Source organism: Pseudomonas alcaligenes, from assembly GCF_041729615.1.
In the GTDB taxonomy this organism is placed as follows: domain Bacteria; phylum Pseudomonadota; class Gammaproteobacteria; order Pseudomonadales; family Pseudomonadaceae; genus Aquipseudomonas; species Aquipseudomonas alcaligenes_B.
Window position 1 is genome coordinate 2310462 of record NZ_CP154874.1, and the last position, 25561, is coordinate 2336022.

Genomic DNA, 25561 nt, shown 5'->3' on the forward strand with positions numbered 1-25561 from the left:
TCCTTACTCCTGAGCCTGCTTGAACGCGAGGATGTCCTTGGGCGTGACCATGTCGTTCATGGCGTTGCCCCAGGCGTTGCGCTCGTAGGTGATGATGGCGGCGATATCGACTTCCGACAGTTGCTTGCCGAACGCGGCCATGGAGGTGCCCGGCTTGCCGTTGACCACGATCTCGATATGGCCCTGGGCCGGACCGGTGGCGATGGCCGAGCCCTTGAGCGCCGGGAACATCGGCGGCAACCCCTCGCCGTTCGGCTGGTGACAGGCCGCGCAACTGGTCTGGTAGGCTTTCTCGCCACGCGCCACCAGCTCCTCGCGGGTCCATTCCTTGCTGGTCAGCTCCTTGACCTTGGCGGCCTCTTCCTTGCGCACGGCCAGCCACTTGGCGAAGTCTTCCTTGCTCTTGGCCTCGACCACCACCGGCATGAAGCCGTGGTCCTTGCCACACAGCTCGGTGCACTGGCCACGGTAGATGCCGGGCTCCTCGATGCGCGTCCAGGATTCGTTGACGAAGCCGGGGATGGCGTCCTTCTTCACCGCCAGGGCCGGTACCCACCAGGAGTGGATCACGTCGGCGGCGGTGATCAGGAAGCGCACCTTGGTACCCACCGGCACCACCAGCGGCTCGTCAACCTCCAGCAGGTAGTGTTCGCCCTTCTCGGCCTGGTTGTTGATCTGCGCGGCCGGGGTGGCCAGGTTGCTGAAGAACTCGACGTCCTGGCCCAGGTACTTGTAGTGCCACTTCCACTGGTAGCCGGTGACCTGGATGTCCAGCTCCGACTCGGAAGTGTCGTAGATCTCGATCAGCGTCTTGGTCGCCGGCACCGCCATCACCACCAGGATGACGAAGGGCACGACGGTCCAGAGGATCTCCACCGTGGTGCTTTCATGGAAGTGGGCGGGCTTCTGGCCGGTGGAACGGCGGTGGATCAGCATCGACCAGAACATCACGCCGAATACCACCACGCCGATCACGACGCAGATCCAGAAAATGATCATGTGCAGGTCGAAGACTGAACGGCTGACCTCGGTGACACCCGGCAGCATGTTCACTGCCCACTCGGCCTGCGCCGAGCCGAATGCCAACCACAGCAGGAGGCCCATCCAGACTCGTGGATGTCGCATCATTGCGGGTTCCCCTCGTTGTTCTTGTTATCCCGCCGGCTAAAGCCCGCGGCTAGGGATCGACCATGCCGATACTGCTGGCTACCGCTGTCGAAACCTCTCCGTGCCGCAGCCCGTCCGGTTCCATCAGGTAACGCCTTGCGATTTCGAGTATAGCCAGCGACCGCGCCAGCACAACGCAGTCAGAAAAATAACGCCCGATTTCCATGCACACCGCGCAGGCCTAGGGCGACGTGGGATGGCGGACGTGATCAAGCGGGTCGATATAGCCCTGGTGCATAAACATGAATTAATTATGACAATCCGATCTTAGTCATTGCCCTCGGCCAGCTAAGGTGAATTCTCGTTTGCCACCCTCATGTCCCGTTCCGGAGCCGTCATGAATACCCCCGCCCTGCGCGAACAGATCCAGCGTGCCCTTGCCCACGAAACCAGCAGCGGCGACCTGGCGCGTCAGCTGGAAAGCCAGCTCGACCGCCTGCACCCGACCATCCAGCTGCCCGCCAGCGATGCCCGCGGCGTACTCGCACGCTTCGTCGCCGCCTATGTCGAGCAGGTGCCGGACGTGCTTGATGCCGCCCATGCGGTGGCCCGCGAGGCCGGCATCGAAGCCCGGGTGAAGCCGGTGCTGAAACTGGCCGAACAGTTCTTCCTCAGCCCGCCGAGCATCCTGGAAGGCCACCAGGGCCTGGATGCCCTGCTCGACGAGGCCTACCTGGCCCACCGCCTGGTCGAGGAAGTCAACGATCGCTATATCGCCCATCTGGGCCAGCCACTGATCCCGCTGGATACCACGGTGGCCAACGTGATCGCCCACCAGCTGATCGGCGAGCCCTTCGCCAACCAGCTGGACGAGGCCGTACACCATGCGGTGGAAGGGCTGCTCGACGAGCAGGTGTTCCAGCAGGACTCGGTGCAGGAGTACCGCGCCCGCCTGAGCAGCCCGCAGACGGTGGCGGCCTGGCAGAACTGGCCGTGCCTGTCGCGCCAGCTGGGTGTCGAGCTGGGCCTGCCGATCAGCGCCTGAACGCAACGAGGCCCGCATCTGCGGGCCCCGTATCTTCACGGTTGCGGGTAGCGCGCCCTGGGTGTGGCCATCGGCACCACCTCGCCATCCAGGGGCAGGAAGGTGCCGCGCTCGGCGTCGTAGGCGCGGATCGCGCTGGTCTCGATGTCGTACACCCAGCCATGGATGAACAGCTGGCCGCTGGCCAGCTTGGCCGCTACCGAGGGGTGGGTCGACAGGTGGTTGAGCTGGGCCACCACGTTCTCCTCGGTGAGGATGCCCAGGGTGTCGTGGCCATCGCAGCCACAGTTTTCCTCGACCACGCGCAGCGCCACTTCGCTGTGGCGCAGCCAGGTCTTCACCGTGGGCATGCGTTCCAGGCCCTGCGGGTTGAGCACCGCCTTCATCGCGCCGCAGTCGGAATGGCCGCAGACGATGATGTGCTGCACGCCCAGGGCCAGCACCGCGTATTCGATGGCGGTGGACACGCCACCCATCATCTGCCCGTACGGCGGCACCACGTTGCCGACGTTGCGGGTGACGAACAGGTCGCCCGGTGCGCTCTGGGTGATCAGCTCGGGGACGATGCGCGAGTCGGCACAGGTGATGAACATGGCCCGCGGGTTCTGCGCGCTGGCCAGCGCCTTGAACAGTTCCTCCTGCTGCGGAAACACCTCGGTACGGAAGCGCTTGAAGCCGCCGACGATGGCATTCAGCGCCTCGTCGGCGCTTTCCGGCGCGGTGCGCGCCTGCAGGGGAATGGCGTTGTGCTTGTAGGGCATTGCGTCTACCTCGTGCTGAACCGTTGCGCTGGCGCGGATTATCGACCTGGCATGCGGACAGCCGCCAGCAGCATCGAGTCACAATTCGCTCACAACAGGGCCAGCTGACGACCGGGCGGGGCGAACTGGCTGCAATCCAGCGCGAAGTCGCGGCGCTCCAGGCCCAGGCGCCTGCGCGCCAGGGCGAAGCGCTGCGCCAGCAGGTCGGCGAAGGCGCCCTCGCCGCGCATGCGGCTGCCGAAGCGGCTGTCATAGTGCTTGCCGCCGTGCGACTGGCGGATCAGGCTCATGACGTGCTCGGCGCGCTCGGGAAAGTGCGCGCGCAGCCACTCCTCGAACAGCTCGGCGATCTCCAGCGGCAGGCGCAGCAGCACATAGCCGGCCGAGCTGGCGCCGGCGTCGCGGGCCGCCTCGAGAATCCGCTCCAGCTCCATGTCATTGATCATCGGGATGATCGGCGCCACCAGCGCCGCGACCGGCACGCCGGCCTGGCGCAGCTCGCGCAGGGTGCGCAGGCGCGCGCCGGGCGAGGCGGTGCGTGGCTCCATGATGCGCTTCAGTTCGTCGTCCAGGGTGGTCAGGCTCAGCGCCACGCTGACCAGGTTGCGCGCGGCCAGCTCCTGCAGCAGGTCGAGGTCGCGCAGGATCAGCGAACTCTTGGTGATCAGGTGCAGCGGGTGGCGGTAGCGCAGCAGGATCTCCAGCGCCTGGCGGGTCAGGCGCTGCTCGCGCTCGATCGGCTGGTAGGCGTCGGTGTTGATGCCCAGGGCAATCGGCTGCGGCACATAGCCGGGCTTGCTCAGCTCCTGTTCCAGGCGTTCGGCCAGGTTGGTCTTGGCGATCAGCCGGGTCTCGAAGTCGATGCCCGGCGACAGGTCCCAGTAGGCATGGGTCGGCCGGGCGAAGCAGTAGATGCAGCCATGCTCGCAGCCGCGGTAGGGATTCACCGAACGGTCGAAGCCGACGTCCGGCGACTGGTTGCGGGTGATCACCGTCTTCGCCCGCTCGGCACGCACCTCGGTGGCGCGGCACGGCGGCGTCTCGGCCTGAAACCAGCCATCGTCCTCGGCTTGGCTGCGGGTCGGGGCAAAGCGGTTATGCGGATTGCTAGCGGTGCCGCGGCCGCGCGGCGGGAGGGAGACGGACATGGCGGAGGCTCACAAATACTGTATATAAAAACAGTATTCGTTTTGTCCCCGCCTGACCAGTACCACTTGTTCACCCGACCTCTTGTGGCCTGTCCTCCGTGACGGCAAAACCTAAGCCTTAGGCGAACAGCGCTAGAAATAACGCCCGGTCATTTCTTCAGCTTGGAATTGAGGGAACTCCATGCCGGTATATGCCACTACCGTTAAGGCTTGCTCTCAAAGTTCGCCTTTAGCCACGCGACACTTATACCCAACGTGATTTGGTCATCCGGTACCAACAGATATGCCCACTGCTTGCGGCCATGTTGCCGCGCATGTTCGTTGGCATAACCGCACCAGCGTTCAGCCGCTCTGGCTTTGGCCAGGGTTTCGTTGAGGGCAATCTGATCCGCTCGCTTGGGCTCGATGATGAGGTAATCGGTCTGCGTTTCCACCACGAAGTCTGGTTCGTAGTTCTGCCCATTCAGGTACTCGATGCGAAACTGGCCAGGCGCCGGTTTCATCCATTTGAGCACCTGATCGTCGTCTTCCAGTACCTGCGCCAGACGCCACTCGCCATCGACCGAGTCGAATTTCTGATAGGGATAGCAGCAACGCTGGAAGCCCTCGAACACCATCTGCCGCACGGCGCGCTTGTCCTTGATTGGCATGCGGAAGTTTCGCGGAGACTCACCGGCCGGCAGGCTGTAAGCCGCTGGTTTGAGGACATCGAAGCCCTGCGTCACCTTGCCTTGGTAATCCGTCGGTGTGATGTCCAGGTGTTCGCGCATCTGCGCCCAGATGAAGTCGCTCAGTTGTTTCTGCCAATACAGTAATACGTTATCGACCGCTTCAGGCGTCGGCAGATAGCTGCGCAAGTGCTGCAACATCTGTCCGGCCAGTTTGTAGAGCAGGCCTGCGTAGCGGTCGTAGTCCACCTCATCACGGGCGAACAGGTGGCGTACCAGGTAGTCCTCCTGGCGAGCCTCCTGACCGCCCTGCTGATTCCACTGAATCGTGGCGCTCTGGTTGTTCTCAAGGTGGTGCAGGCGCATTTCCTGGCTGACCGGCTCGAAGCGAATCTTCTCCAGACCCTGCAAATCGAAGTCTTTGAATTGGTAGTTCACTTCGCGGGTGGGCAGAACAGCAATGCGCGGTACGTCGATGGTCAGTTGCGCGATCTTGGTGGTCACCTGACGTACCAGCTCCTCCACCGTCGATGGCGCATGGGTGGGCGTGGTGTCCATGCCTTCGAGCTGGGCCTGAGCTGGCATTTGCGCCTCTAGCACTTTGTTTACGCGCGCCACCAGGCGTTGCTGAGTCTCTACCTCTTCGAGCTGGCTGCTAGTGGCCAGTTTGCGTGCTTCCTCCTGGACAGCAGCCAGGGCGATGTTGGCAATGATCGCTTCCTGTTCGCTCTTGACCGTTACTTGATAGCGCCCCTGACTTTCAGCGGCCGGCACCGTAGCGCCCGAGTCACCACTTGCCACCACGATGCCTACGGAGGTCGACTCCACCTGTTGCGGCTTTTCGCTGGGTACGTCGCTCTCGGCGTCATTGCCGATATAGACCTTCTCGTGGATCAGGGAGTCGTCCTGATTGGCACGGTCGACAATCTCCTGGAAGCGGTCATGGGCGACGATGCACAGGCGATCCACCGCCACCACGCCGGTGCGTTTGCCATAGGGCAGGCGTAGGCCACGACCGATGGTTTGCTCGGTGAGAATCTCCGAGGCCGAGGCACGTAGCGGCACGATGGTGTAGAGGTTGGTGACGTCCCAGCCTTCCTTGAGCTTGTTGACGTGAATGACGATCTCGGTGGTTTCGTCATGCTCCACCGCCAGCAGGCGCTGCATCGATTCGTCCGACTCCTCGCCGGACAGGTTGGAATGCACCTCGATGACCCGATCCTTGTAGCGACCACCGAAGAAATCGTTCGACTGAATGTAGGTACGAATCGCCGCCGCATGGGCGGTATCCTGCGCCACCACCAGCATGAAGGGCTTCACCGCCTTGACGTTGTGGTTGCGCGCGTAGTTCTCCAGCTCCACCTTGACGAATTCATGGTGATGGATGCCGTCTTCCAGCTTGATGGCCTCCAAATCGGCCTGGCTGTACTGGGTGTGCTGGAAGTCGCGGCGGGTGCCGACCGCCGGAATTTTCACATAGCCATCCTTGAGCGCCTGGGACAGCGGGTAGTGGTACACCACATTGCCGAACGGCCGAGGCTTGGCTCCAGTGGTTTTCGGCGTGGCGGTCAGCTCCAGGCCGAGCACCGGCTTGAGGTCATCGATGGCCTTGGCGCCGGCATCGGCATAGTAGCGGTGCGCCTCGTCCATCAGCACCACCAGATCGGGCAGGTTGGCCAGGTACTGGAAGTACGATTCGCCCAGGTACTCCTGCAGGCGACGTACCTTGGCGGTGGTAGACTTGGCCGCGCCCTTCTTGTTGTCGCGGGCGCTGATCTTGGCGATGTTGAAGATGTTGATATGCAGGTTGGCGTCGCCATGGAACAAGTCGCCGGTGATGGTTTCCGGCACCGCGTAGTCCAGGCGCACGCCGCGGCCATCCTCATAGTCATCGCCGGTGATGACCACCGGCGGCGAGCCGGCCATTTCCGGGATACCGGCGAACACGTATTTAGGATCGCCTAGGGTGAAATCCTTCTTCAGCTTCTCGTAGATGGTCAGATTCGGCGCCAGAATTAGAAAGTGCCGGCTACGCCGGGTGATGAACAGCCAGGCGATCATCGCGCCCATCAGGCGGGTTTTGCCGACGCCGGTGGCCAGGGCGAAGCACAGCGACGGAAAAGCGCGCTCGAAGGCCGTCATGCTCGGGTGCTGGCGGCGGATCAGTTGCAGCCAGTGCTGCAGATCCGGTTCCTTGTCGAGCTTCAGTTGTTCGAGCAGCTCGGCCAGGATATTCAGCGACTCGCGCTGCGGTTTGCGCAGCGACAGGCGCGCGGTGATCTGGTTGGCTACTTTCTGGCCATCGATCGGCTCAGCCATGGGTCATGTCCTTATTCGTCATCCAGTTCCGGCTCGTCCGGCTCGGCCATCAGGTTGATGCTGAAGCTGTAGTCGTCGTGATCCCACTCGCACTTGCCCAGGATGGCACGTGGAATCTTCTTCAGGGTCAGGTTGGGAAAGGCGTTCACGTCGGCCATAAAGGCCTTGCAGCAGATCAGCAGGGTACGCTCGCTGCCCACCTCGTCGCTGATGCGGAGCAACTGGTCATGGCTGAGGCTGCCGGTGGTGACGTAGATGAAGTCGCTTTCGCTGCTGCGCCCGTGCATCCAGAAGTGCTCCTGGCTCGGCGCGTATTCGAAGCCCATGTGCTTGCACATGGCCTCGGCCAGCATCTCGGCGTTGTAGGCCGGGTTGATCACCCAGTTGCCCCATTCGTCCTTCTTCAGCAACGACGGCGCCAGGCGCAGGTAGCGGAAGCCACCGCCACCCTGCCAGCCGACCGCCTTGCTGATGCCGCCCTGATCGCTGCCGTCTATCACCTTGCGCAGGCGCGGCACGATATGGGTATGGCAGTGCTCGCCCAACTCGACCATGATCCAGCGCCGACCCATTTTGTGGGCCACCGCGCCGGTGGTGCCGGAGCCTCCAAACGAATCCAAAACAATATCACCCGGCAAAGTGCATAGCTCTAAAACTCTTTTAATCAAGGCTTCTGGTTTTTTACCTTTAGGAAAGGTTACTCCACCTTCATTGTGAAGGTTGTTTGATAGTAAATCATCCCAAAGGTTGGTTAGCGGCTCTCCAGAAACGCTTTGTCCATCAATTACCTTGATTTTCTCTTTGTAGAAAAGCCATCTTTCCCCGTTTTGGAAATACATATCCGAGTGGATATCACGGCTTAAGAGGAACACCCTGTCCGGGTCTGTTTTTGAGATATCAATTGTTTCTCTTACAGCCTCACCGACAGACTTATAGTCCGGCCTTGCAGTACGGACTACTCTGTGAGAGTTTTGCACTACAAATTCATAAAGACGCTCTTCGTAATCGGAGCCGAGTTGTTTCTTTAAGTCCTTGGAGGGAGCTCCCATAGAGCTTGCAAAAGCTTGGGCTAGCGGAATCCTTCGCCACTGAGAGTAAGGCTCTTCATAATTTTCAATATATTGAGCGTAACGACTATCTCTCGCGCGCGCAGTGAAAACTTTATTAGGCACCCAATGCGCCTTGTTCTTCGCATAAATGAGTATGTAGTTTGTTGTTGTTACTAAGCCGGGGTTGATTGATTTGTGGCCAGTCGCTGCGCCTTGCTTGAACGTAGCAATGGAAGCTCGGTTCTTTCTGCCAAATATCTCGTCAAGCAGAACCATGAGATAAGCCAGCTCATTGTCGTCAATGTGGACAACCAAAGTTCCTTCTGGCGCAAGAAGTCGATGAATATATTCAATGCGATCACGCATCAGCGTTAGCCACAAAGAATGCTCAACCCCATCATCGTAATTTTCGAACGCCTCCCCTGTGTTGAAAGGCGGATCTATATAAACGCACTTCACCTTGCCCGCGTACTTGGCTTCCAGCGCCTTGAGCGCCAGCAGGTTGTCGCCCTGAATCAGCAGGTTGTCGTGGAAGGCCTGGGGGGTTGCGTCAGCCAGAAGATCACCCTGGATCGAGGCCGGCGCTTCGGCCTTGTAGGACAAACTCTTGTCCTCGATCAGGATGCGCGGTTCGAGACGCGGGCGTTTGTCCTTGCCGATCCAGGTCAGTTCGAGTTTGGGCTTGTCAGTCATCAGTACTTTCTTCGTCTTCGGCAAAGTGCGCCAGCAAGCCGTTGCGTTCACGGCTGGCGGCATAAATGGTCAGTTTCAGTTCGGTGTGGTCGGTTTGTTGGTAGACCGGGCGGCGTAGCGACAGTCGCTCGCTGGCGGCCATGATGGTGGGCACGCCCTCGCCACGGCGTTCGATCATGTTCTGCCGGCGGGTGGTCGGGTCGGCCGGGTAGTAGCGGCTGAGCAGGTTCACCAGGGTTTCGTTACGGCTGATGCTATTGGCATCCATGCTGTCGACGGTCAGGCTGTTGGGCAGCCCGCCCGGCGTGCTGATTTCCAGGCGGTCGGCGAACAGATGCACACGAATCCGCGCGCCATGCATGGCGTAGTCGCGGTGCGCCACGGCATTGACTAGGGCCTCGTAGACAGCACCGAGGTCGTATTGCGGGATGTCGATACGACCCGGACGTTTGACCGCTTCCACACGCATATTGCGTCTGACGAAGTTGAAGGCCTGCTGGATCTGTTCGTCTACCGGGCCGTCATAGTCCTGGGCGTCAACCTGGTACTCGGCGTTGCGTTCGGTGCCGCTGTAAGCGACGCATTGCACGATGGCCGAAGAGAGAAAATCAGCCGGACGGCGGGTCAGCAGCAATACGCCGGTGACGGTTAGGCAGAGCTGGTGGTTTTCGTCTTCGCGCAGCAGGTAGAGCTTCTTCAGTTGCAGAGGTTCGGGCAGGTCGCCGCGCAGAAAACGCGCTTTCAGTTCCGGATCGATGGCATCACGGCTGCTGCCGGGCACCAGTTGCTCGTCGAAGCGAATTAGTCGCGCCATGCTACGTTGTTGGAACAGCCGGGCGAGCAGCTCTGCCGACATGACGCGCTTGCTCGAACCAACGCGATGGCTGTAGCCGACGGGGCTGCGGTGAACGAACAGGCTTTTATGTACACGCACCCAGATAACGGGTTTGGCCTCGCCCTGCTGATTGGGGATTTCCAACAGGCGCGTTTCGATGGGCAGCGGCGGGTCGATCAACTGGCTGGCCAGGTTGGTTAGCCACAGCTCGACGGTATCGAGGTCATCACGGGTGATGCCCTCTACTTCACGGTTTTTGTCGTTCACGCCAAGCACCAGGATGCCGCCGCTGGTGTTGGCGAAGGCCGCCAGTTCGTCGGCGATGCTGTCACTGTGCGGCTTGGTGACTTTGTTGCGCTCAAGGGTGATGGCCTTGAACTCATAGGCCGAATCTTCGCCCAGGCGAATCTGGTAGATCAGTTCGCGTACCAGTTCCGTGGTGTTGATCATGCGGTGCCCTCCAGGCGCCAGCGCAGGCTGAACAGCCGTTCTTGTTCCGTGCTGAGCTCTAGGTTCTGCTCGATTTCTTCCAGCAGGCGGTCTTCTTCGGCTTCGATTTTCTTCTTCTCTTCGTGGTAAGCGAGCATCAGGTCGTCGCGCTCGCGCTCCAGCTTTTTCAAGGCCTTCTTGGCGTTCATTTTTTCCTGCAACGTCTCAAGTTGGCGCACGGCCTTGCGTGCTTCCTTGATCTCCTGGTCGAGTTGCTTGATGCGGATGTCCAGACCGATGCGTTTGTCTTCCGCCCAGCGTTCAAGCTTCTCGGTTTCTTCTTCGAAGAAGCGTTCGTTACGCTCCTCGGCAGCCTTGAGGCACGCTGCGCGCAAGGTATCGAGCTGTTCTTGCAGGCGCTGGTTGTGTTGCAGTGTCGGGCTGCCGGCAAGCTCGCTAGCTTGCAGACGCAATAGACGCTCGCAGGTGCGCTCGTCCAACACTTGCCCGCTATCGGTCACACCGGCCAGTAGCAGGTGCTCATAGTCCTGCTTGGGCGTGCTGAGGATTAGCCTGTGCAGCGTCAGCTCACCGCTCTGCCCGAGCAGATCGAGCAGGTTGGAGTACTGGCCATTTTCGGCGGGCACATAGTGGAAGGCGACCTGTGCCTCCGGGTTGGCGATCGGCGTGCGGGCCTCTTCGATGAGCCGCAGACCCAGGCCATCATTGGGCTGCAGAAACTCATTGTCGCTGTTCTCGGCAGCTTGCCAGTCCGGCGTGTAGCGAATGCCCTCTAGCTCGAAGTGATCGTCGGCGAAGCGGGCTTGCGGCAGGCTCATGCGCGCCAACAGGAGCAGACACTTCTGGTAATCATCCAGTGCCTGTTCGGTTTTCTCGCGGCGGATGTTCAAGCGCTCGATGACATCGACGTCGAAGTGCTCGAACAGCGAGCGGCGCGCATCCTGGTTGCGGCTCTCGATCTGGCTTTGCAGTTGCGCCTGCAGCTGATCGAACTCGCGCTCGATCTCCTCGTCGCTGCGGCATTGCTGGTAGATGGCATGAATACGCTGTTCGATATCCACGCCGGACTCGATGGCACCGAGAATTTCATCGGAGGCACCGAACACGCCCTCGAATAGGTTGAACTTCTTGCTCAGCAGCTCAAAGACGCGCTGATCGGCCCGATTGGCGCCATTGATGAAGTTCACCACCACGACATCATGCTTTTGACCGTAACGATGCACGCGGCCAATACGCTGCTCGACGCGCTGCGGATTCCAGGGCAGGTCGTAGTTGATCAGCAGCGAGCAGAACTGCAGGTTGATACCTTCGGCGCCGGCTTCGGTGCAGATCATGATGCTGGCCTGCTCACGAAATCGCTCGACCAGCGCGGCCTTCATGTCGGCGGTGCGTGAACCGGAAATGCGCGACGAGCCCGCATGACGTTGCTGCCAGGCCTGCAGCGTAGCGATGGAGTCGGCATCGTTGTTGGTGCCGTTGAGCAGCACGACTTGCCCGGCATAGCCGGCGTTGGACAGTTGCTCGAACAGCCAGGCCTGAGTGCGAGCCGACTCAGTGAAAATCACCGCCTTGCGTTGACCGCCGAGGCGCTCGGTGAAATCGAACGCATTGCCCAGCACCGCCAGCAAGGCGCTACCTTTGGCGTTGCTGGTGATGCTTTCAGCCAGGCGTAGGAAGTCCTTCAGCTGGTCGATTTCCGACTGCAGGGCAGCCTGGTCGATCAGGTCGTCATCGTCGATGCCAGTGGCGTCGGCCAGGTCGGCCAGCTCCTCGTAATCACTCAAGGCATCGACCAGCGACCGCTTGCTCTCCAGCCGTTCGACCATGCGCTGCAAGGTGCCGCGTATGGCGTACGACGACGAAGCAAGAATTTTGCGAATGACCAGCGTGACCAGATGACGGGCTTGCGGCTTGATGGCCAGCACCTGATCGTCCTGCAAGTAGCTGGACACCCGCTCGTAGAGATCAATTTCGTCGGACTGCGGGTCATAGGTCGCCGTCATGGAGTAGCGACGGGTAAAGTTGATGCCACCTTCTTCCTGTACCTGCCGGCGCAGAGTGCGTTTGCAGATGCTTTGCAGGCGTTTGCGCAGCAGCTCCAGTTCCACATCTTCGAGCTTTGCCTTGCTGTACCGCGCCTTGAACGAAACCAGGTCACCAAAGAAGTGCGGGTCGATCACCGATACCAGGCCGTACAGCTCCAACAGGCTGTTTTGCAAAGGAGTGGCGGAGAGTAAAACCTTGGGGCTGCCCATCAGGGCATCGTTCAGCGCTTTTGCCGTTTTAGCGCCATCATTCTTGTAGATATTGCGCAGCCGATGGGCTTCGTCGAGCACCACAAGATCCCATGGAGTCAGCGCCAGCTCCTGTTGCTTGCGGGCGGCGAACTCGTAGGAACAGATGACTATTGCAGGTTCGCCGGCCCTATCTCTGTCGAAGGGGTTAACGACTCCTGCTTTCTTGGCTTCGTTGAAACTCTTGGCTTCGAGGATGATCGAGGGCAGGGCGAATTTCTCCTGCAGTTCCTGGCTCCATTGCTTGCGCAGCGTGGCCGGCACGATGAGCAAGAGCTTGCGGCGCTGCTCTGCCCATTTCTGTGCCAGTACCAGGCTGGCCTCGATGGTTTTGCCGAGACCCACTTCGTCCGCCAGCAGGACCCCTTTCGACAGAGGCGAATGCAGGGCGAAGAGCGCTGCGTCGACCTGGTGCGGGTTCATGTCGACTTTGGCACCGGCAATAGTCTGCGTCAGCTTCTGCTCTTCGGCTCGCGCAAGCGTCAACCATTGGGCCAGATATGCGCGCTGGTAGGCGGTGTACATCAGCCCTCCTTGCGCGTAGCGAGAGGGTTGAAGTCGGCAGGCTGGTCGACGCGAGCGAGGAACTCATTGATAGCCTGGCGGATCACCCATGCCAGCGACAGGCCATGCCGATCAGCCAGTGCCTGCAACTGTTCGAGCTGCTCTGGCGGCAGCGAAATGGTGGTTCGTGCGGATTTCATGTCGGCTCAGCAAAAAGATTACAAGTGCATCACTTTACATCTTCACGCAGAACATTGCCGATCAAAAACCAAAGGGCGGCGATTTGGGTCAACTTCTGGGTACTAGCTATGACCCATATAGATCCATCCGGCTTCTTATGGGCCGCCCGCCGTGGCAGCCGCCCAATCATTTTTTCAGCTTGGGATTGGGGAAGAACTGCACCGGCTGGCCCTTGCTGGCCGCCGGCCTGGGCTCGGCCCGGTTTACCCGGGTGCCGAGCTCCTTGGGCACCGACTGGCCCTGGGCGTTGAGGGTCTCGGCGTAGCCGCAGGCCACGCACTCGCGGTGCGGGGTGCCGTCCTCGTCCCACATCTTGATGGTGTCCTGGGCGCTGCACGCCGGGCACACGGCGCCGGCGATGAAGCGCTTCTTCGGCTCGCTCATCACGCCGCCTCCTGGCTCAGGCCGAGGTGACGCAGCAGGGCGTCGATGCTCGGCTCGCGGCCGCGGAAGTCGACGAACAGCACCATCGGCTCCTGCGAGCCGCCACGAGCCAGGATCGCCTCGCGGAAGGCGCGGCCGGTAGCCGGATTGAGCACGCCCTCTTCCTCGAACTTGGAGAAAGCATCGGCGGACAGCACTTCGGCCCACTTGTAGCTGTAGTAACCGGCCGCGTAACCGCCGGCGAAGATATGCGCGAAGCTGTTGGCGAAGCGGTTGAAGGCCGGCGGACGCACCACCGCCACCTCGTCGCGGATGCCTTCGAGCACCTGCAGCACGCTGCGGCCGTCGCCGTGGGTGGCGTGCAGCTCGAAGTCGAACAGCGAGAACTCCAGCTGGCGCACCATCATCAGGCCGGACTGGAAGTTCTTCGCCGCCAGCATCTTGTCCAGCAACGCCTGCGGCAGCGGCTCACCGGTCTCGTAATGGCCGGAGATCAGCGCCAGGCCCTCGGGCTCCCAGCACCAGTTCTCCATGAACTGGCTGGGCAGCTCCACCGCGTCCCAGGCCACGCCGTTGATGCCCGAGGCACCGGCATGCTCGACGCGGGTCAGCAGGTGGTGCAGGCCATGGCCGAACTCGTGGAACAGGGTGGTGACCTCGTCGTGGGTCAGCAGCGCCGGCTTGCCGCCGACGGCGGGGGTGAAGTTGCACACCAGGTTGGCCACCGGGCTGACCAGGCTGCCATCGGCGGCGCGGCGCTTGTCGCGGGCACCGTCCATCCAGGCGCCGCCGCGCTTGTTGGCGCGGGCGTAGAGGTCGAAGAAGAAGCGGCCGACATGCGCGCCGTTCTCGCGGATCTCGAACAGGCGCACGTCCGGGTGCCAGCTGTCGAACTCCTTGAGCTCATTGATCTCGATGCCGTAGAGCTTCTGCACGATGGCGAACAGGCCGGACAGCACCTTGTCGATCGGGAACCAGGCGCGCACTTCCTCCTGGGAGATGCTGTAGCGCTGCTGGCGCAGCTTCTCGCTGAAGTAGCCGACGTCCCAGCTCGCCAGGTCCTGCACGCCCTGTTCGGCGGCGAAGGCCCTGAGCTCGGCCAGGTCCTGCTCGGCGAACGGCTTGCTGCGCACCGCCAGGTCACGCAGAAAGTGCAGAACTTGGTCCGTACTCTCGGCCATCTTGCTGGCCAGGGAGAGCTCGCTGTAGTGGGCGAAGCCGAGCAGGCGCGCCAGTTCCTGGCGCAGGTCGAGGATCTCGGCCATCACCGGGCCGTTGTCGTGCTGGCCGGCATTCGGCCCCTGGTCGGAGGCGCGGGTGCAGTAGGCGGTGTAGACCTCCTCGCGCAGGGCGCGGTGGTCGGCGTAGGTCATCACCGCGTAATAGCTGGGGAATTCCAGGGTGATCAGCCAGCCGTCCAGCTCCTTGGCCTGGGCGGCCTGGGCCATCTGCGCCTTGGCCGAGTCGGTGAGGCCGGCAAGCAGAGACTCGTCGGTGATGTGCTTGGTCCAGGCCTGGGTGGCGTCGAGCAGCTGGTTGGAGAAGCGGCTAGCCAGTTCGGACAGCTTCATCTGGATCTCGCCGTAGCGCTTCTGCTGCTCGGCCGGCAGGTCGATGCCGCTCAGGCGGAAGTCGCGCAGGGCGTGGTCGAGGATGGTCTTCTGCGCGACGTCGAAACCGGCGGCCGCCGGGCTCCTGGCCAGCGCGTCGTAGGCCTCGAACAGCGGCTTGTTCTGGCCCATCTCGGTCCAGTATTCGGACAGCTTGGGCAGGCAGGCCTCGTAGGCGGCGCGCAGCTCGGCGTTGTTGCACACCGCATTGAGGTGGCTGACCGGGCCCCAGGCGCGGCCCAGGCGTGCGTTGAGTTCGTCCAGCGCCAGCACCAGGCCGTCCCAGCTCGGGTTGGCCCGCTGGGTTTCGAGCAGCTTGGCGATGGCCGCGCGGCTATCGGCCAGGATGCTGTCGATAGCCGGCTCGACATGCTCGGGCTTGATCTGGGAGTAGGGCGGCAGGTCGAAGTCTTGCAGCAGGGGATTGGCAGCGGTCACGGCGAGGCACCTTTGGATACGCGAATGCAGAACAGGTTTATGGGGCCGCCAGCGGCCTTTCACAACCTCGATGGCCGGCATGTTAATTACAATCTGCGACAACCGCAGCCTGAAGGAGACTATCGTGGCGATTCGAACTTACCGGGGTACCACTCCACAGCGAGGCCCGCGCGCCTTCGTCGACGCCTCGGCCGTGGTGCTCGGCGACGTGGTGCTGGGCGAGGACGCCTCGGTGTGGCCGATGGCCGTGGTGCGCGGCGACATGCACCGGATCAGGATCGGCAAGCGCACCAGCGTGCAGGACGGCAGCGTGCTGCACATCACCCACGCCGGGCCGTTCAACCCGGACGGCTACCCGCTGCTGATCGGCGACGAGGTGACCATCGGCCACAACGTCACCCTGCACGGCTGCACCCTGGGCAATCGCATCCTGGTCGGCATGGGCAGCATCGTGATGGACGGCGCGCTGGTCGAGGACGAAGTGGTGATCGGCGCCGGCTCCCTGGTGCCACCGGGCAAGGTGCTGCAGAGCGGCTACCTGTACGTCGGCAGCCCGGTGAAGCAGGCCCGCGCCCTGACCGACCAGGAGCGCGCGTTCTTCGCCTACAGCGCGGCCAACTACGTGAAACTCAAGGACCTGTACCTGGCCGAGGGCTACGACCAGGGCTAGCGCCTAGCGCTGCTGGCCAAGCTGCTGCAGCGCCCGCTCGCGCTGGCCAGGCTCCAGCTCGCCGAGCGCTTCGGCCCGCCGGTAGAACTCCGCCCAGTCGCCGCCGGCCTGCTCGAACAGCGCGGCGAAGGCCGGCACCCACTGGTCATAGAGACCGAAGGGCAGCAGCCGGGCGTTGTTCAGCGGGGCATTGATCCAGGCGTCGTAGCGCGCATCGCCACCCCACTGGGCGTGGCGCAGGGTGCGGTACTCGGCGCGCAGGCGCTCGAACTCGGCGGCCTTGGCGGCACGCTTGCCGGCATCGTCCAGCGGCCCGTCGTACAGCGCCTGCAGGCGCTCGCGGCTGGCCAGGATCAGCGCGGTGAACTGGCGGCGCATGCGCGCCTCCCGCGCATCGTCGGCGGCCAGACCACGGGCGGCGCACCACTGGCGCAGGCCCTGCTGCTCGACGAAGCTGGCGAAGGACTCGTTGAACGCCGTGTCGTCCTGCACATACAGCTGCTGGTGGGCCAGTTCGTGGAAGATCACCGCGGCCAGGCGCTGGTCGTCCCAGCGCAGCATGGTGTTGAGGATGGGGTCGGCGAACCAGCCCAGGGTCGAGTAGGCCTCGATGCCGGCCACATAGGTGTCGAGGCCTTCGGCCTGCAGCAGGGCGGCGGCGCCCCGCGCGCGGCCCTGCTGGTAGTAGCCGCGGTAGGCCACGCAGCCGGCAATCGGGAAGCAGTGGGTCAGCGGCTGCAGCGACAGCTCCGGGGTGGCGAACACATTCCACACCACATAGGGCCGCTGCAGGTCGGCATACAGGCGGTAGCTGCGGTTGTCCGGCAGGCCCAGCTCGGCGCTGGCGAAGGTCCGTGCCTGCTGGGCCAGGGCCAGGCGCCGCTTGAGTTCGGGGTCGGTCTGCGGCGCGGCGAGCAGCTCGGCCACCGGCTGGCGCGCGGCGAGCAGGTCGAGCTGGCCACGGCTGACCTGGGCGTAGTAGTCGAGGCTGGCACAACCGTTCAGCAGGACGCCGCACAGCACGGGAACCAGCCACCGCAAAGGGCGGTCGAGAAGGGCAATAGGCATTGCGCGAGCCTAGTGCATTGCCGCTCCCCCAAGGAAGCCCGCCATGCGCCTACTGCTGCTCAGCCCCCTGTCCCTGGTCCTCGGCGGCTGCGCCCTGTTGCCGGCCTGGCACGACCCCGCTCAGGCCTGGATCGACCTGGCGCAGGGCCTGCAGGCGGTGCGGGTGGATGAGCGGATGCTGGAGGATTCGCGCTACTTTCAGGTGCCTCCGGGGCGTCATGCGCTGCAGATGCGTCTGCGCTTCGAGGTAGCGCCCACCGACACCGGTGGCGCGCAGGCGCTGCCACGCACCTGCCTGCTCGAACTGGACTACGCCGAGTTCAACGCCGGCCAGCGCTACCGGCTGGAGGCCGGCCACCGCGGCTTTCGCCCCTGGGCGCAACTGCGCGACGCGCAGGATCGTCCGTTGGCGCGGGCACGCGAGGGGCGCTGCGGCGAGGTCTGAACGGCGTTATGCTCAACCATCACCCCGAGGATTGCACCATGCGTACACCCCTGCTGCTGTCCCTGCTCACCCTCAGCGCCTGCGCCAGCCCGCTGCCGCAGCCCGATGCGGGCAAGGCCTGGGTCGATCTCTACGCCACGGCGGGCTACACCCTGATGGCGCATCGCCTGGACGACCAGCGCTGGCCCGACGGCCGCTACTTCCAGGTCGCCCCCGGTGCGCATCAGCTGGATGTGCGCTTCCAGTTCGAGGTGGCCGGCGGTGGCGGCGGTGACGAGTTCAACGGCGAACCGCTGCAGATGACCTGCCACCTGCGCTTCGCTTACGACGGCTTCGCCGCCGGCCAGCGCTACCGCATCGAGGCACGGCCGCTGCAGTACAAGGCCCAGGGCTGGCTGTACGGCGCGGACCGTCAGGTGCTGGCGCGGGCCAAGGTGCTGCGCTGCAACACCTTCGGCTGACGGCATGCTTCCCCCTCTCCCCTGGGAGAGGGCCGGGGTGAGGGCCTCTCACCGCCTGACTCTTACCCTACCGGCGCTGGCCTAGCGCAGACCGGCGGCTATCTCGAAACTGCGCAGGCGGTGCTCGGGCTGGTACAGGTCGCAGGTGAAGATCAGCTCGTCGGCGCCGGTCTGCTCCAGCAGCACCTCCAGGCGCGCACGCACCTTCTGCGGGCCGCCGATCACCGCCAGGCCGAGGAAATCACCCACCGCCGCCTGCTCGTGCGGCTGCCAGCGGCCGGCCATGCTCTCCACTGGCGGGCGCAGCACCAGGCTCTCGCCACGCATCAGCGCCAGCACGCGCTGATAGGCGCTGGTGGCGAGGAACTCGGCCTCCTCGTCGCTGGGCGCGGCGATCAGCGGTACGCCGATCATGGCGTAGGGTTTGTCGAGCACCGCCGAAGGCCGGAAGTTCTCGCGGTAGATGCGCAGCGCCTGGTGCAGGTAGCGCGGCGCGAAGTGCGAGGCGAAGGCGTAGGGCAGGCCGCGCTCGGCGGCCAGCTGGGCACTGAACAGGCTGGAGCCGAGCAGCCAGATGGGGATGCCGCTGTCCATGCCGGGCAGGGCGATCACCCGCTGCCCGGGCTGACGCGGGCCAAGCAGGGCCTGCAGCTCGGCGACGTCCTCGGGGAAGTCGTCCGGGCTGCCCAGGCGGTCACGGCGCAGGGCGCGCGCGGTGGCCTGATCGGCACCCGGCGCACGGCCGAGGCCCAGCTCGATGCGCCCGGGGTAGAGCGCGGCAAGCGTGCCGAACTGCTCGGCCACCACCAGCGGCGCATGGTTGGGCAGCATCACCCCGCCGGAACCCAGGCGCAGGGTGGTGGTATTGGCCGCCAGGTAGCCGAGCAACACAGCGGTGGCGGAACTGGCGATGCCTTCCATGTTGTGGTGCTCGGCCACCCACAGGCGCGAGAAGCCGAGCTGCTCCACATGCCGCGCCAGGTCCAGCGAGCGGCGCAGGGCAGGGCCCGGGCCAATGTCGTCGTCGCGCATGGGCGCCAGGTCGAGTACGGCAAAGGGGGTGTGGGACAGCTGGCTCATGGGCGCCTCCTCGGGTCGAACCTGCTATATGGGGGCACGACCGGCGAAGGCAAGCCGCCGCTCAGCAGTCACTGCTGCCGTCGACCGCGCAGAACGCCTGGGCAGTTGCCGGCGGCGCCTCGACCAGGCCACGCAGCAGGAACTCGCGCCAGGCCTCGGGACGCCCGAGGTAGGCACCGATGTCCAGCACCTGCAGCTGCCCGTCGCGCTCCAGCGCCAGGGTCGGGAAGCCGCCACCGCCGAGCTGCGCCAGCGCGCGGCGGCTGGCCACCAGGTGTTCGGCCAGCACCGGGCCGCTGTGGCGCTGCAATTCGGCGCGGAACGCCTGCGCCGCCAGGCCCAGCTCCTGCGCCAGCTCGGCCAGCACGGCCGGCTCGGTAATGCGCCGCCCCTGCTGGTAATGCGCCTGCTGCAGCACGTGCAGCATGGCCAGGCCCTGGCCGGCCAGAGCCTCGGCGGCCAGCACGGCGGCGGTCGGCGGGTCGGAATCCAGCCAGGTCTCGGCGTCCTGCAGCAGGCCGTCGCGGTAGGCGGCGCCGAACGGCTGGCCGCTCAGCGCGGCGATGCGCTGGTCATGCGCCAGGATGTGCTGGCGCAGCGGTGCGTTCAGACGCTGGCGCTGCGCGCCGCTGAACAGCCCGCCGCCATGCAGGGCGATATGCAGGCCGGGGATCGCGCCGGCCACCTGCAGCAGCGGGGCGGCGCCATAGCACCAGCCGCACAGCGGGTCGTACCAGTAGTGGATCACGGCCACTGCATTTCTCCCTTGAGCACCTTGGCGCTCAGCTCCAGGCTGGATTCGCCCGGCAGGCCCGGGTAGCGGCGCTGCATGGCGGCGATCAGCGCGGCGGCGTCCGGCGCCTGGCCCAGCTCCTGCTCCAGCGCCTTGAGGTAGCCACGGGTGAAGCGCAGGGCCGCCAGGGTGTGCGGCACGTCGCCCAGGTAGTGGCCGGGCACGATCACTGCCGGCTGCAGCGCCTCGATGCGCTCGAGCATCGCCAGCCAGTCGCGGCGCGCCTGCACGGTCTGGGTATCGGCGGTCCACACGTGCTCGCCGGCATCCACCAGCACGCCGCCGACCACGGCCTTGAGCGACGGAATCCACAGGGTGGTGCGCTCGGGGTCGAGGCCGATCACCTGCAGCTTCTCGCCTTCGAGGACCAGGCTGTCGCCGGCCAGCACCTCGGGCAGGATCACCCGGCTCGGCGCCGTGTCCTTGAGGATCGGCCCCCAGTAGGCCAGCTTGCCGGCCTGGGTGGCGCGGATGTGTTCGACAGTAGCGGCGGTGGCCAGCACCCGGGCCTCGGGGAAGGCCTCCTTGAGGCTCTGCAGGCCGAAGTAGAAGTCCGGGTCGCCGTGGCTGATGTAGATGGTGGTCAGGCGCTTGCCGCTGGCCTTGACCAGGCGCACCAGCTCGGCGGCCTCGCGGGTGGAAAACTGCGCATCGACCAGGATGGCCTCGTGCTCGCCGCTGATCAGGGTCGAGCTGACCGGGAACACCGCGGCCTCGCCGGGGTTGTACACCTGCAGCTGCAGGGGGGCGGCCTGGGCCAGGCCGGTGAGGGCGAGCAGGGCAGCGCCAAGAAGGGAACGAAGAGACATGCGGACCTCGGGAATGGAGTGGGACGAGGCGCATCTTAGTTGCTCGAAAGTGCGCAAAAAGCCGGCTAACCTGGCCATCTCTATTGCACGAATCGAGCGAATCATGGACCGACTCACCGCCGCCCGGGTCTTCGTCGAAGTGGTCGAGCGCGGTAGCCAGACGGCCGCCGCCGAGCACCTGGAGATGTCACGGGCGATGATCTCGCGCTACCTGGGCGAACTGGAAAACTGGGTCGGCGCCCGCCTGCTGCACCGCACCACGCGCCGCCTGAGCCTGACTGGCATGGGCGCGGAACTGCTGCCGCGCTGCCGCGACATGCTGGCCCTGGCCGACGAACTGCAGAGCGCCGGCCAGCGCGTCAGCAGCCAGCTGGGCGGCACCCTGCGCATCGCCAGCAGCCAGTCCTTCGCCCAGGCCTGGCTGGCGCGGGCGGTGGCCGCCTTCGTCGAGCAGCATCCGGCGGTGGCCGTCGACCTGCAGGTGAGCAGTCAGGCGGTCAACCTGGTGGAGGAACGCATCGACCTGGCCCTGCGCATCACCAACCAGCTCGACCCCAACCTGATCGCCCGGCGCCTGGCCACCTGCCACTCGGTGCTGTGCGCCGCGCCGGCCTACCTGGCGCGCCACGGCACGCCGCAGACGCCGGCGGAGCTGGCCCGGCACAACTGCCTGACCTACGCCTACTTCGGCCGCAGCCTGTGGCAGTTCGAGCGTGATGGCGAACCGAGCGGCGTGCCGGTCAGCGGCAACATCAGCGCCAATGAGTCCACCGTGCTGCTGGAAGCCAGCGTGGCCGGCGCCGGTATCAGCCTGCAGCCGCTCTATGCGGCGGCACCGCTGCTGCGCGCCGGGCGCCTGGTGCAGCTGCTGCCGCAGTACCGTGCCGAAGCCCTGGGCATCCACGCCCTGTACGGTTCGCGGCGGCAGATGCTGCCGGCCCTGCGTGCGCTGCTGGACTTCCTCGCCGCGCGGCTGCAGGCCGACCCGCACTGGGAAGAACAGCTCGCCCCCTGAACGAAAAAGCCGGAGCCCCTCGCGGAGCTCCGGCCTGATGCCTGCCGCGCCGCGATCAGCCGCGCTGGTAGACGATCTCCTTGCTGCCGGCCTCGCAGCTGCCGACCACCTGCTTGTCGCCGGCGCTGCCCTTGTCGACCACTTCCAGGCTGTAGACAGCCACGCCCTTGGCCTTGAGCTTGGCGTCGATCTCCGCCTTGAGCTCCTCGCAGGGCTTGCCGGCGGCCAGTACGGAACCGGCCAGGGGGAGCAGGGCCAGGCCCAGGATCAGTCGTTTCATGTTCAACACTCCTTCGTCGATGAGCGCGCGGGGCACCCCGCCCCGCACCGCTGCAGGCTAACCGGGAACGCCGGGAAAATCCGTGCGCCGCTCAGCTGTTGCTGATACGGAAGCCGACCTTGAGGTCGACCTGATAGTGCGCCACCTTGCCGTCGACGATATGGCCGCGGGTCTCGACCACCTCGAACCAGTCCATGTTGCGCACGCTCTTGGCGCATTCGGCCAGGGCGTTGGCGATGGCATCCTCGATGCTGAGCTTGGAGGTACCGACGACTTCGATCTTCTTGTAGGTGCGGTGATCGGACATGAGCTGTTCCTCAGGCAGATGGACTCCTGTCTGAGGCTAGTCGAGATTCAGCCGCCCAGCTCCCGCCCCAGCCACTGCGCCAGGCGCTCGGCGCGGTTGTCGCGGCTGCGCCCCGGCACCCACAACGCCAGGTGCGCCGGGCTTTCGACGAAGCCCCAGGGCGCGACCAGCCGGCCGCCGGCCAGGTCGTCGGCCACCAGCGGCTGCGGCGCGATGGCCACGCCGAGGCCGGCGGCGGCTGCCTCCAGCAAGTAATACAGGTGCTCGAAGCCCTGGCCCTGGCGCAGCGCCGCCGGGTCCAGGCCCTGGGCGCGCGCCCACTGCGGCCAGGCCTGCGGGCGCGAGGCGGTGTGCAGCAGCGGCTCGCCGAGCAGGGCGGCGGCGGGGCGCTCGGCCAGCTCAGCGAAGCGGGCATAGCGTGGACTCAGCACCGGGCCGATGCGCTCGGCGGCCAGCTCGAACACCTGCATGTCCGCCGGCCAGGGCGGCGTGGCGAAGCACAGGGTGGCTTCCACTCCGGGGCGACGCGGGTCCAGCTCGCCCTCGCTGGCCGACAGCTGCAGGCGCAGCTCCGGCAGCTCGCGGTTGAGGCGATCCAGACGCGGGATGAACCAGCGCGCCAGCAGGCTGCCGGGGCAGCCGAGCACGAAGGGCGCGTCGTCCTGGCGCTGGCGCAGCTCGGCGCAGGCGCTGCGCAGGCGCTCGAAGGCATCGGAGGCGGCATCGCGCAGGCGCACACCGGCATCGGTGAGTTTTACGCCGCGCCCATCCTTGACGAACAGAGCCAGACCAAGCTGTTCCTCCAGTGCACGAATCTGCCGACTCACGGCACCGTGGGTGACACTCAGCTCTTCCGCGGCCTGACTGACGCTCTGCAGGCGGGCAGCGGCCTCGAAGGCGCGCAGGGCATTCAGCGGGGGCAGTTCTCGGCTCATGGCATTGGTGAGTTTTTCTGACAGGTCAGCGCAATCTAATCGCTTTTCAGGGCAGCAGCCAGGGGTAGAATGGCGCCATCACCCGCTTAGCCCACTCCCGCCAGGAGCCTGACATGACTTCATTCCGCAGCGGTCCCGACGCCAAGGGCCTGTTCGGCCGCTTCGGCGGCCAGTTCGTCGCCGAAACCCTGATGCCGCTGATCAACCAGCTGGCGGCCGAATACGAGAAGGCCAAGACCGACCCGGCCTTCCTCGAGGAGCTGGCCTACTTCCAGCGCGACTACATCGGCCGGGCCAGCCCGCTGTACTTCGCCGAGCGCCTGACCGAGCACTTCGGCGGGGCGAAGATCTACCTCAAGCGCGAAGACCTGAACCACACCGGCGCGCACAAGATCAACAACTGCATCGGCCAGATCCTGCTGGCCAAGCGCATGGGCAAAAAACGCATCATCGCCGAGACCGGCGCCGGCATGCACGGTGTGGCCACCGCCACCGTGGCCGCGCGCTTCGGCATGCAGTGCGTGGTCTACATGGGCACCACCGACATCGACCGCCAGCAGGCCAACGTGTTCCGCATGAAGCTGCTCGGCGCCGAGGTGATTCCGGTCACCGCCGGCACCGGCACGCTCAAGGATGCGATGAACGAAGCCCTGCGCGACTGGGTGACCAACGTCCATAACACCTTCTACCTGATCGGCACCGCCGCCGGCCCGCACCCGTATCCGGCCATGGTCCGCGACTTCCAGTCGGTGATCGGCAACGAAGTGCGTGAGCAGATCCTGGCGAAGGAAGGCCGCCTGCCCGATTCGCTGGTCGCCTGCATCGGTGGCGGCTCCAACGCCATCGGCCTGTTCCACCCCTTCCTCGATGACGAAAGCGTGCAGATCGTCGGCGTCGAAGCGGCCGGCCACGGCATCGACACCGGCAAGCATGCCGCCAGCATGGCCGGCGGCGCGCCGGGCGTGCTGCACGGCAACCGCACCTTCCTGCTGCAGGACGCCGACGGCCAGATCACCGATGCCCACTCGATCTCCGCCGGTCTCGACTACCCAGGCGTCGGCCCCGAACACGCCTGGTTGCACGAGATCAAGCGCGTCGAATACGTGCCCTGCACCGATGACGACGCGCTGCAGGCCTTCCACCAGTGCTGCCGCCTGGAAGGCATCATCCCTGCGCTGGAGTCGGCCCACGCCCTGGCCGAAGCCTTCAAGCGCGCGGCCAAGCTGCCCAAGGAGCACCTGATGGTGGTCAACCTGTCCGGCCGCGGCGACAAGGACATGCAGACCGTGATGCACCACATGAGCGAACAGGAGAAGCACGCATGAGCCGCCTGCAGAGCCGCTTTGCCGAGCTGAAACAACAGAACCGCGCGGCGCTGGTGACCTTCGTCACCGCCGGCGATCCGGACTACTCCAGCAGCCTGGAAATCCTCAAGGGCCTGCCGGCCGCCGGCGCCGACGTGATCGAGCTGGGCATGCCCTTCACCGACCCGATGGCCGATGGCCCGGCGATCCAGCTGGCCAACATCCGCGCCCTGGCGGCCAAGCAGAACCTGCCGAAGACGCTGCAGATGGTCCGCGAATTCCGCGCCACCGACAGCAGCACGCCGCTGGTGCTGATGGGCTACTACAACCCGATCTTCGCCTACGGCGTCGAGCGTTTCATCGCCGACGCCAAGGAAGCCGGAGTCGACGGCCTGATCATCGTCGACCTGCCGCCGGAGCATAATGACGAGCTGTGCGAGCCGGCTCAGGCTGCCGGTCTGGACTTCATCCGCCTGACCACCCCGACCACCGACGACCAGCGCCTGCCCACCGTGCTCAACGGCAGCTCGGGCTTCGTCTACTACGTCTCGGTGGCCGGCGTGACCGGTGCCGGCGCGGCCACCATGGACCACGTCGAGCAGGCCGTCGCCCGCCTGCGCCGGCATACCGACCTGCCGCTGTGCATCGGTTTCGGCATCCGCACCCCCGAGCACGCCGCCGACGTGGCGCGCCGCGCCGATGGCGTGGTGGTGGGTTCGGCGCTGGTCGACCAGGTCGCCAAGGCTGAATCGCCGGCCCAGGCCATCGACGGCGTGCTGAGCCTGTGCGCCCAGCTGGCCGAAGGGGTACGCGGCGCGCGCCACTGAGCAAGGGCAAGACGAACGACCC

At 64.9% G+C, this 25561-nt stretch carries 24 protein-coding genes; 7 read left to right on the top strand and 17 right to left on the bottom strand.

From position 1 onward, the window contains the following. Positions 1–3: 3 nt before the first annotated feature. The gene (gene coxB, locus AAG092_RS11230) at positions 4–1128 is read right to left on the bottom strand and encodes a cytochrome c oxidase subunit II (protein WP_373386742.1); all 1125 of its coding nucleotides are present in this window, start codon (positions 1126–1128) and stop codon (positions 4–6) included. A 376-nt stretch (positions 1129–1504) separates the two neighbouring features. Here coxB and AAG092_RS11235 point away from each other — a divergent pair, with 376 nt between their 5' ends. Then, positions 1505–2152 carry a hypothetical protein gene (locus AAG092_RS11235; RefSeq protein ID WP_110680545.1) on the top strand — a complete coding sequence of 216 codons (648 nt, stop codon included), beginning with the start codon at positions 1505–1507 and terminating at the stop codon, positions 2150–2152. Positions 2153–2187: 35 nt separating this feature from the next. Here the strand turns inward: AAG092_RS11235 and AAG092_RS11240 are convergent, their stop codons facing one another. The 9 genes from AAG092_RS11240 to prlC all read right to left on the bottom strand — a co-directional run bounded on the left by AAG092_RS11240 (position 2188) and on the right by prlC (position 15545). Beyond that, the gene (locus AAG092_RS11240; protein ID WP_110680546.1) at positions 2188–2913 is read right to left on the bottom strand and encodes a carbonic anhydrase; all 726 of its coding nucleotides are present in this window, start codon (positions 2911–2913) and stop codon (positions 2188–2190) included. Positions 2914–3002: 89 nt separating this feature from the next. After that, entirely contained in the window at positions 3003–4061 is a 1059-nt protein-coding gene (locus AAG092_RS11245) for a PA0069 family radical SAM protein (RefSeq protein WP_373386743.1), read from the bottom strand. Positions 4062–4264: 203 nt separating this feature from the next. Continuing rightward, complete coding sequence (locus tag AAG092_RS11250; protein ID WP_373386744.1) at positions 4265–7048, bottom strand: DEAD/DEAH box helicase; 2784 nt, start codon at positions 7046–7048, stop codon at positions 4265–4267. An 11-nt stretch (positions 7049–7059) separates the two neighbouring features. Beyond that, complete coding sequence (locus AAG092_RS11255) at positions 7060–8790, bottom strand: site-specific DNA-methyltransferase (protein ID WP_373386745.1); 1731 nt, start codon at positions 8788–8790, stop codon at positions 7060–7062. Beyond that, positions 8783–10075, bottom strand: a complete 1293-nt coding sequence (locus AAG092_RS11260; RefSeq protein WP_373386747.1) for an ATP-binding protein — start codon at positions 10073–10075, stop codon at positions 8783–8785. The genes AAG092_RS11255 and AAG092_RS11260 overlap by 8 nt, the downstream gene beginning before the upstream one ends. Beyond that, entirely contained in the window at positions 10072–12894 is a 2823-nt protein-coding gene (locus AAG092_RS11265) for an SNF2-related protein (RefSeq protein WP_373386748.1), read from the bottom strand. The genes AAG092_RS11260 and AAG092_RS11265 overlap by 4 nt, the downstream gene beginning before the upstream one ends. Beyond that, the gene (locus AAG092_RS11270) at positions 12894–13073 is read right to left on the bottom strand and encodes a CopG family transcriptional regulator (RefSeq protein WP_237045782.1); all 180 of its coding nucleotides are present in this window, start codon (positions 13071–13073) and stop codon (positions 12894–12896) included. The genes AAG092_RS11265 and AAG092_RS11270 overlap by 1 nt, the downstream gene beginning before the upstream one ends. A 166-nt stretch (positions 13074–13239) precedes the next feature. Next, positions 13240–13497, bottom strand: coding sequence for a YheV family putative zinc ribbon protein (locus AAG092_RS11275; protein WP_373386749.1), 258 nt, complete (start codon positions 13495–13497; stop codon positions 13240–13242). Continuing rightward, positions 13497–15545: an oligopeptidase A gene (gene prlC / locus AAG092_RS11280; protein WP_373386750.1), complete on the bottom strand. Its 2049-nt coding sequence runs from the start codon at positions 15543–15545 to the stop codon at positions 13497–13499. Before prlC ends, AAG092_RS11275 begins: the two co-directional genes overlap by 1 nt. A 124-nt stretch (positions 15546–15669) precedes the next feature. Here prlC and AAG092_RS11285 point away from each other — a divergent pair, with 124 nt between their 5' ends. After that, positions 15670–16215 carry a gamma carbonic anhydrase family protein gene (locus AAG092_RS11285; protein ID WP_373386751.1) on the top strand — a complete coding sequence of 182 codons (546 nt, stop codon included), beginning with the start codon at positions 15670–15672 and terminating at the stop codon, positions 16213–16215. Between the two features lie 3 nt (positions 16216–16218). Here the strand turns inward: AAG092_RS11285 and AAG092_RS11290 are convergent, their stop codons facing one another. Then, positions 16219–17283: an aminopeptidase gene (locus tag AAG092_RS11290; RefSeq protein WP_373386752.1), complete on the bottom strand. Its 1065-nt coding sequence runs from the start codon at positions 17281–17283 to the stop codon at positions 16219–16221. Between the two features lie 43 nt (positions 17284–17326). On the opposite strand from AAG092_RS11290, the gene AAG092_RS11295 reads away from it, so the two are divergent. Together AAG092_RS11295 and AAG092_RS11300 are read left to right on the top strand one after the other, a co-directional pair. Beyond that, positions 17327–17728 (top strand): hypothetical protein, encoded by a 402-nt coding sequence (locus AAG092_RS11295; protein ID WP_373386753.1) that lies wholly within the window; start codon positions 17327–17329, stop codon positions 17726–17728. A gap of 38 nt (positions 17729–17766) precedes the next feature. Next, positions 17767–18189, top strand: a complete 423-nt coding sequence (locus AAG092_RS11300) for a hypothetical protein (protein WP_330099200.1) — start codon at positions 17767–17769, stop codon at positions 18187–18189. Between the two features lie 81 nt (positions 18190–18270). On the opposite strand, the gene AAG092_RS11305 is transcribed toward AAG092_RS11300, so the two are convergent. From AAG092_RS11305 to AAG092_RS11315, 3 genes are all read right to left on the bottom strand, one after another. Further along, positions 18271–19269 (bottom strand): LLM class flavin-dependent oxidoreductase, encoded by a 999-nt coding sequence (locus tag AAG092_RS11305; RefSeq protein ID WP_373386754.1) that lies wholly within the window; start codon positions 19267–19269, stop codon positions 18271–18273. A gap of 61 nt (positions 19270–19330) precedes the next feature. Further along, positions 19331–20023: a DsbA family protein gene (locus AAG092_RS11310; RefSeq protein ID WP_373386755.1), complete on the bottom strand. Its 693-nt coding sequence runs from the start codon at positions 20021–20023 to the stop codon at positions 19331–19333. Beyond that, positions 20014–20871 (bottom strand): MBL fold metallo-hydrolase, encoded by an 858-nt coding sequence (locus AAG092_RS11315; protein WP_373386757.1) that lies wholly within the window; start codon positions 20869–20871, stop codon positions 20014–20016. Before AAG092_RS11315 ends, AAG092_RS11310 begins: the two co-directional genes overlap by 10 nt. Positions 20872–20974: 103 nt before the next feature. On the opposite strand from AAG092_RS11315, the gene AAG092_RS11320 reads away from it, so the two are divergent. Continuing rightward, positions 20975–21886, top strand: a complete 912-nt coding sequence (locus tag AAG092_RS11320) for a LysR substrate-binding domain-containing protein (RefSeq protein WP_373386758.1) — start codon at positions 20975–20977, stop codon at positions 21884–21886. A gap of 55 nt (positions 21887–21941) precedes the next feature. On the opposite strand, the gene AAG092_RS11325 is transcribed toward AAG092_RS11320, so the two are convergent. From AAG092_RS11325 to AAG092_RS11335, 3 genes are all read right to left on the bottom strand, one after another. Beyond that, the gene (locus AAG092_RS11325) at positions 21942–22166 is read right to left on the bottom strand and encodes a DUF1161 domain-containing protein (RefSeq protein WP_061902864.1); all 225 of its coding nucleotides are present in this window, start codon (positions 22164–22166) and stop codon (positions 21942–21944) included. Between the two features lie 91 nt (positions 22167–22257). Next, the gene (locus AAG092_RS11330) at positions 22258–22473 is read right to left on the bottom strand and encodes a dodecin (protein WP_021700859.1); all 216 of its coding nucleotides are present in this window, start codon (positions 22471–22473) and stop codon (positions 22258–22260) included. Positions 22474–22520: 47 nt separating this feature from the next. Next, the gene (locus AAG092_RS11335; RefSeq protein WP_373386759.1) at positions 22521–23408 is read right to left on the bottom strand and encodes a LysR family transcriptional regulator; all 888 of its coding nucleotides are present in this window, start codon (positions 23406–23408) and stop codon (positions 22521–22523) included. Positions 23409–23521: 113 nt separating this feature from the next. Here AAG092_RS11335 and trpB point away from each other — a divergent pair, with 113 nt between their 5' ends. Together trpB and trpA are read left to right on the top strand one after the other, a co-directional pair. Next, a complete protein-coding gene (gene trpB, locus AAG092_RS11340) occupies positions 23522–24733 on the top strand; it encodes a tryptophan synthase subunit beta (protein WP_373386760.1) in 1212 nt (403 codons plus the stop codon). Beyond that, a complete protein-coding gene (trpA, locus tag AAG092_RS11345) occupies positions 24730–25539 on the top strand; it encodes a tryptophan synthase subunit alpha (protein WP_373386761.1) in 810 nt (269 codons plus the stop codon). The genes trpB and trpA overlap by 4 nt, the downstream gene beginning before the upstream one ends. Positions 25540–25561: the final 22 nt, after the last annotated feature.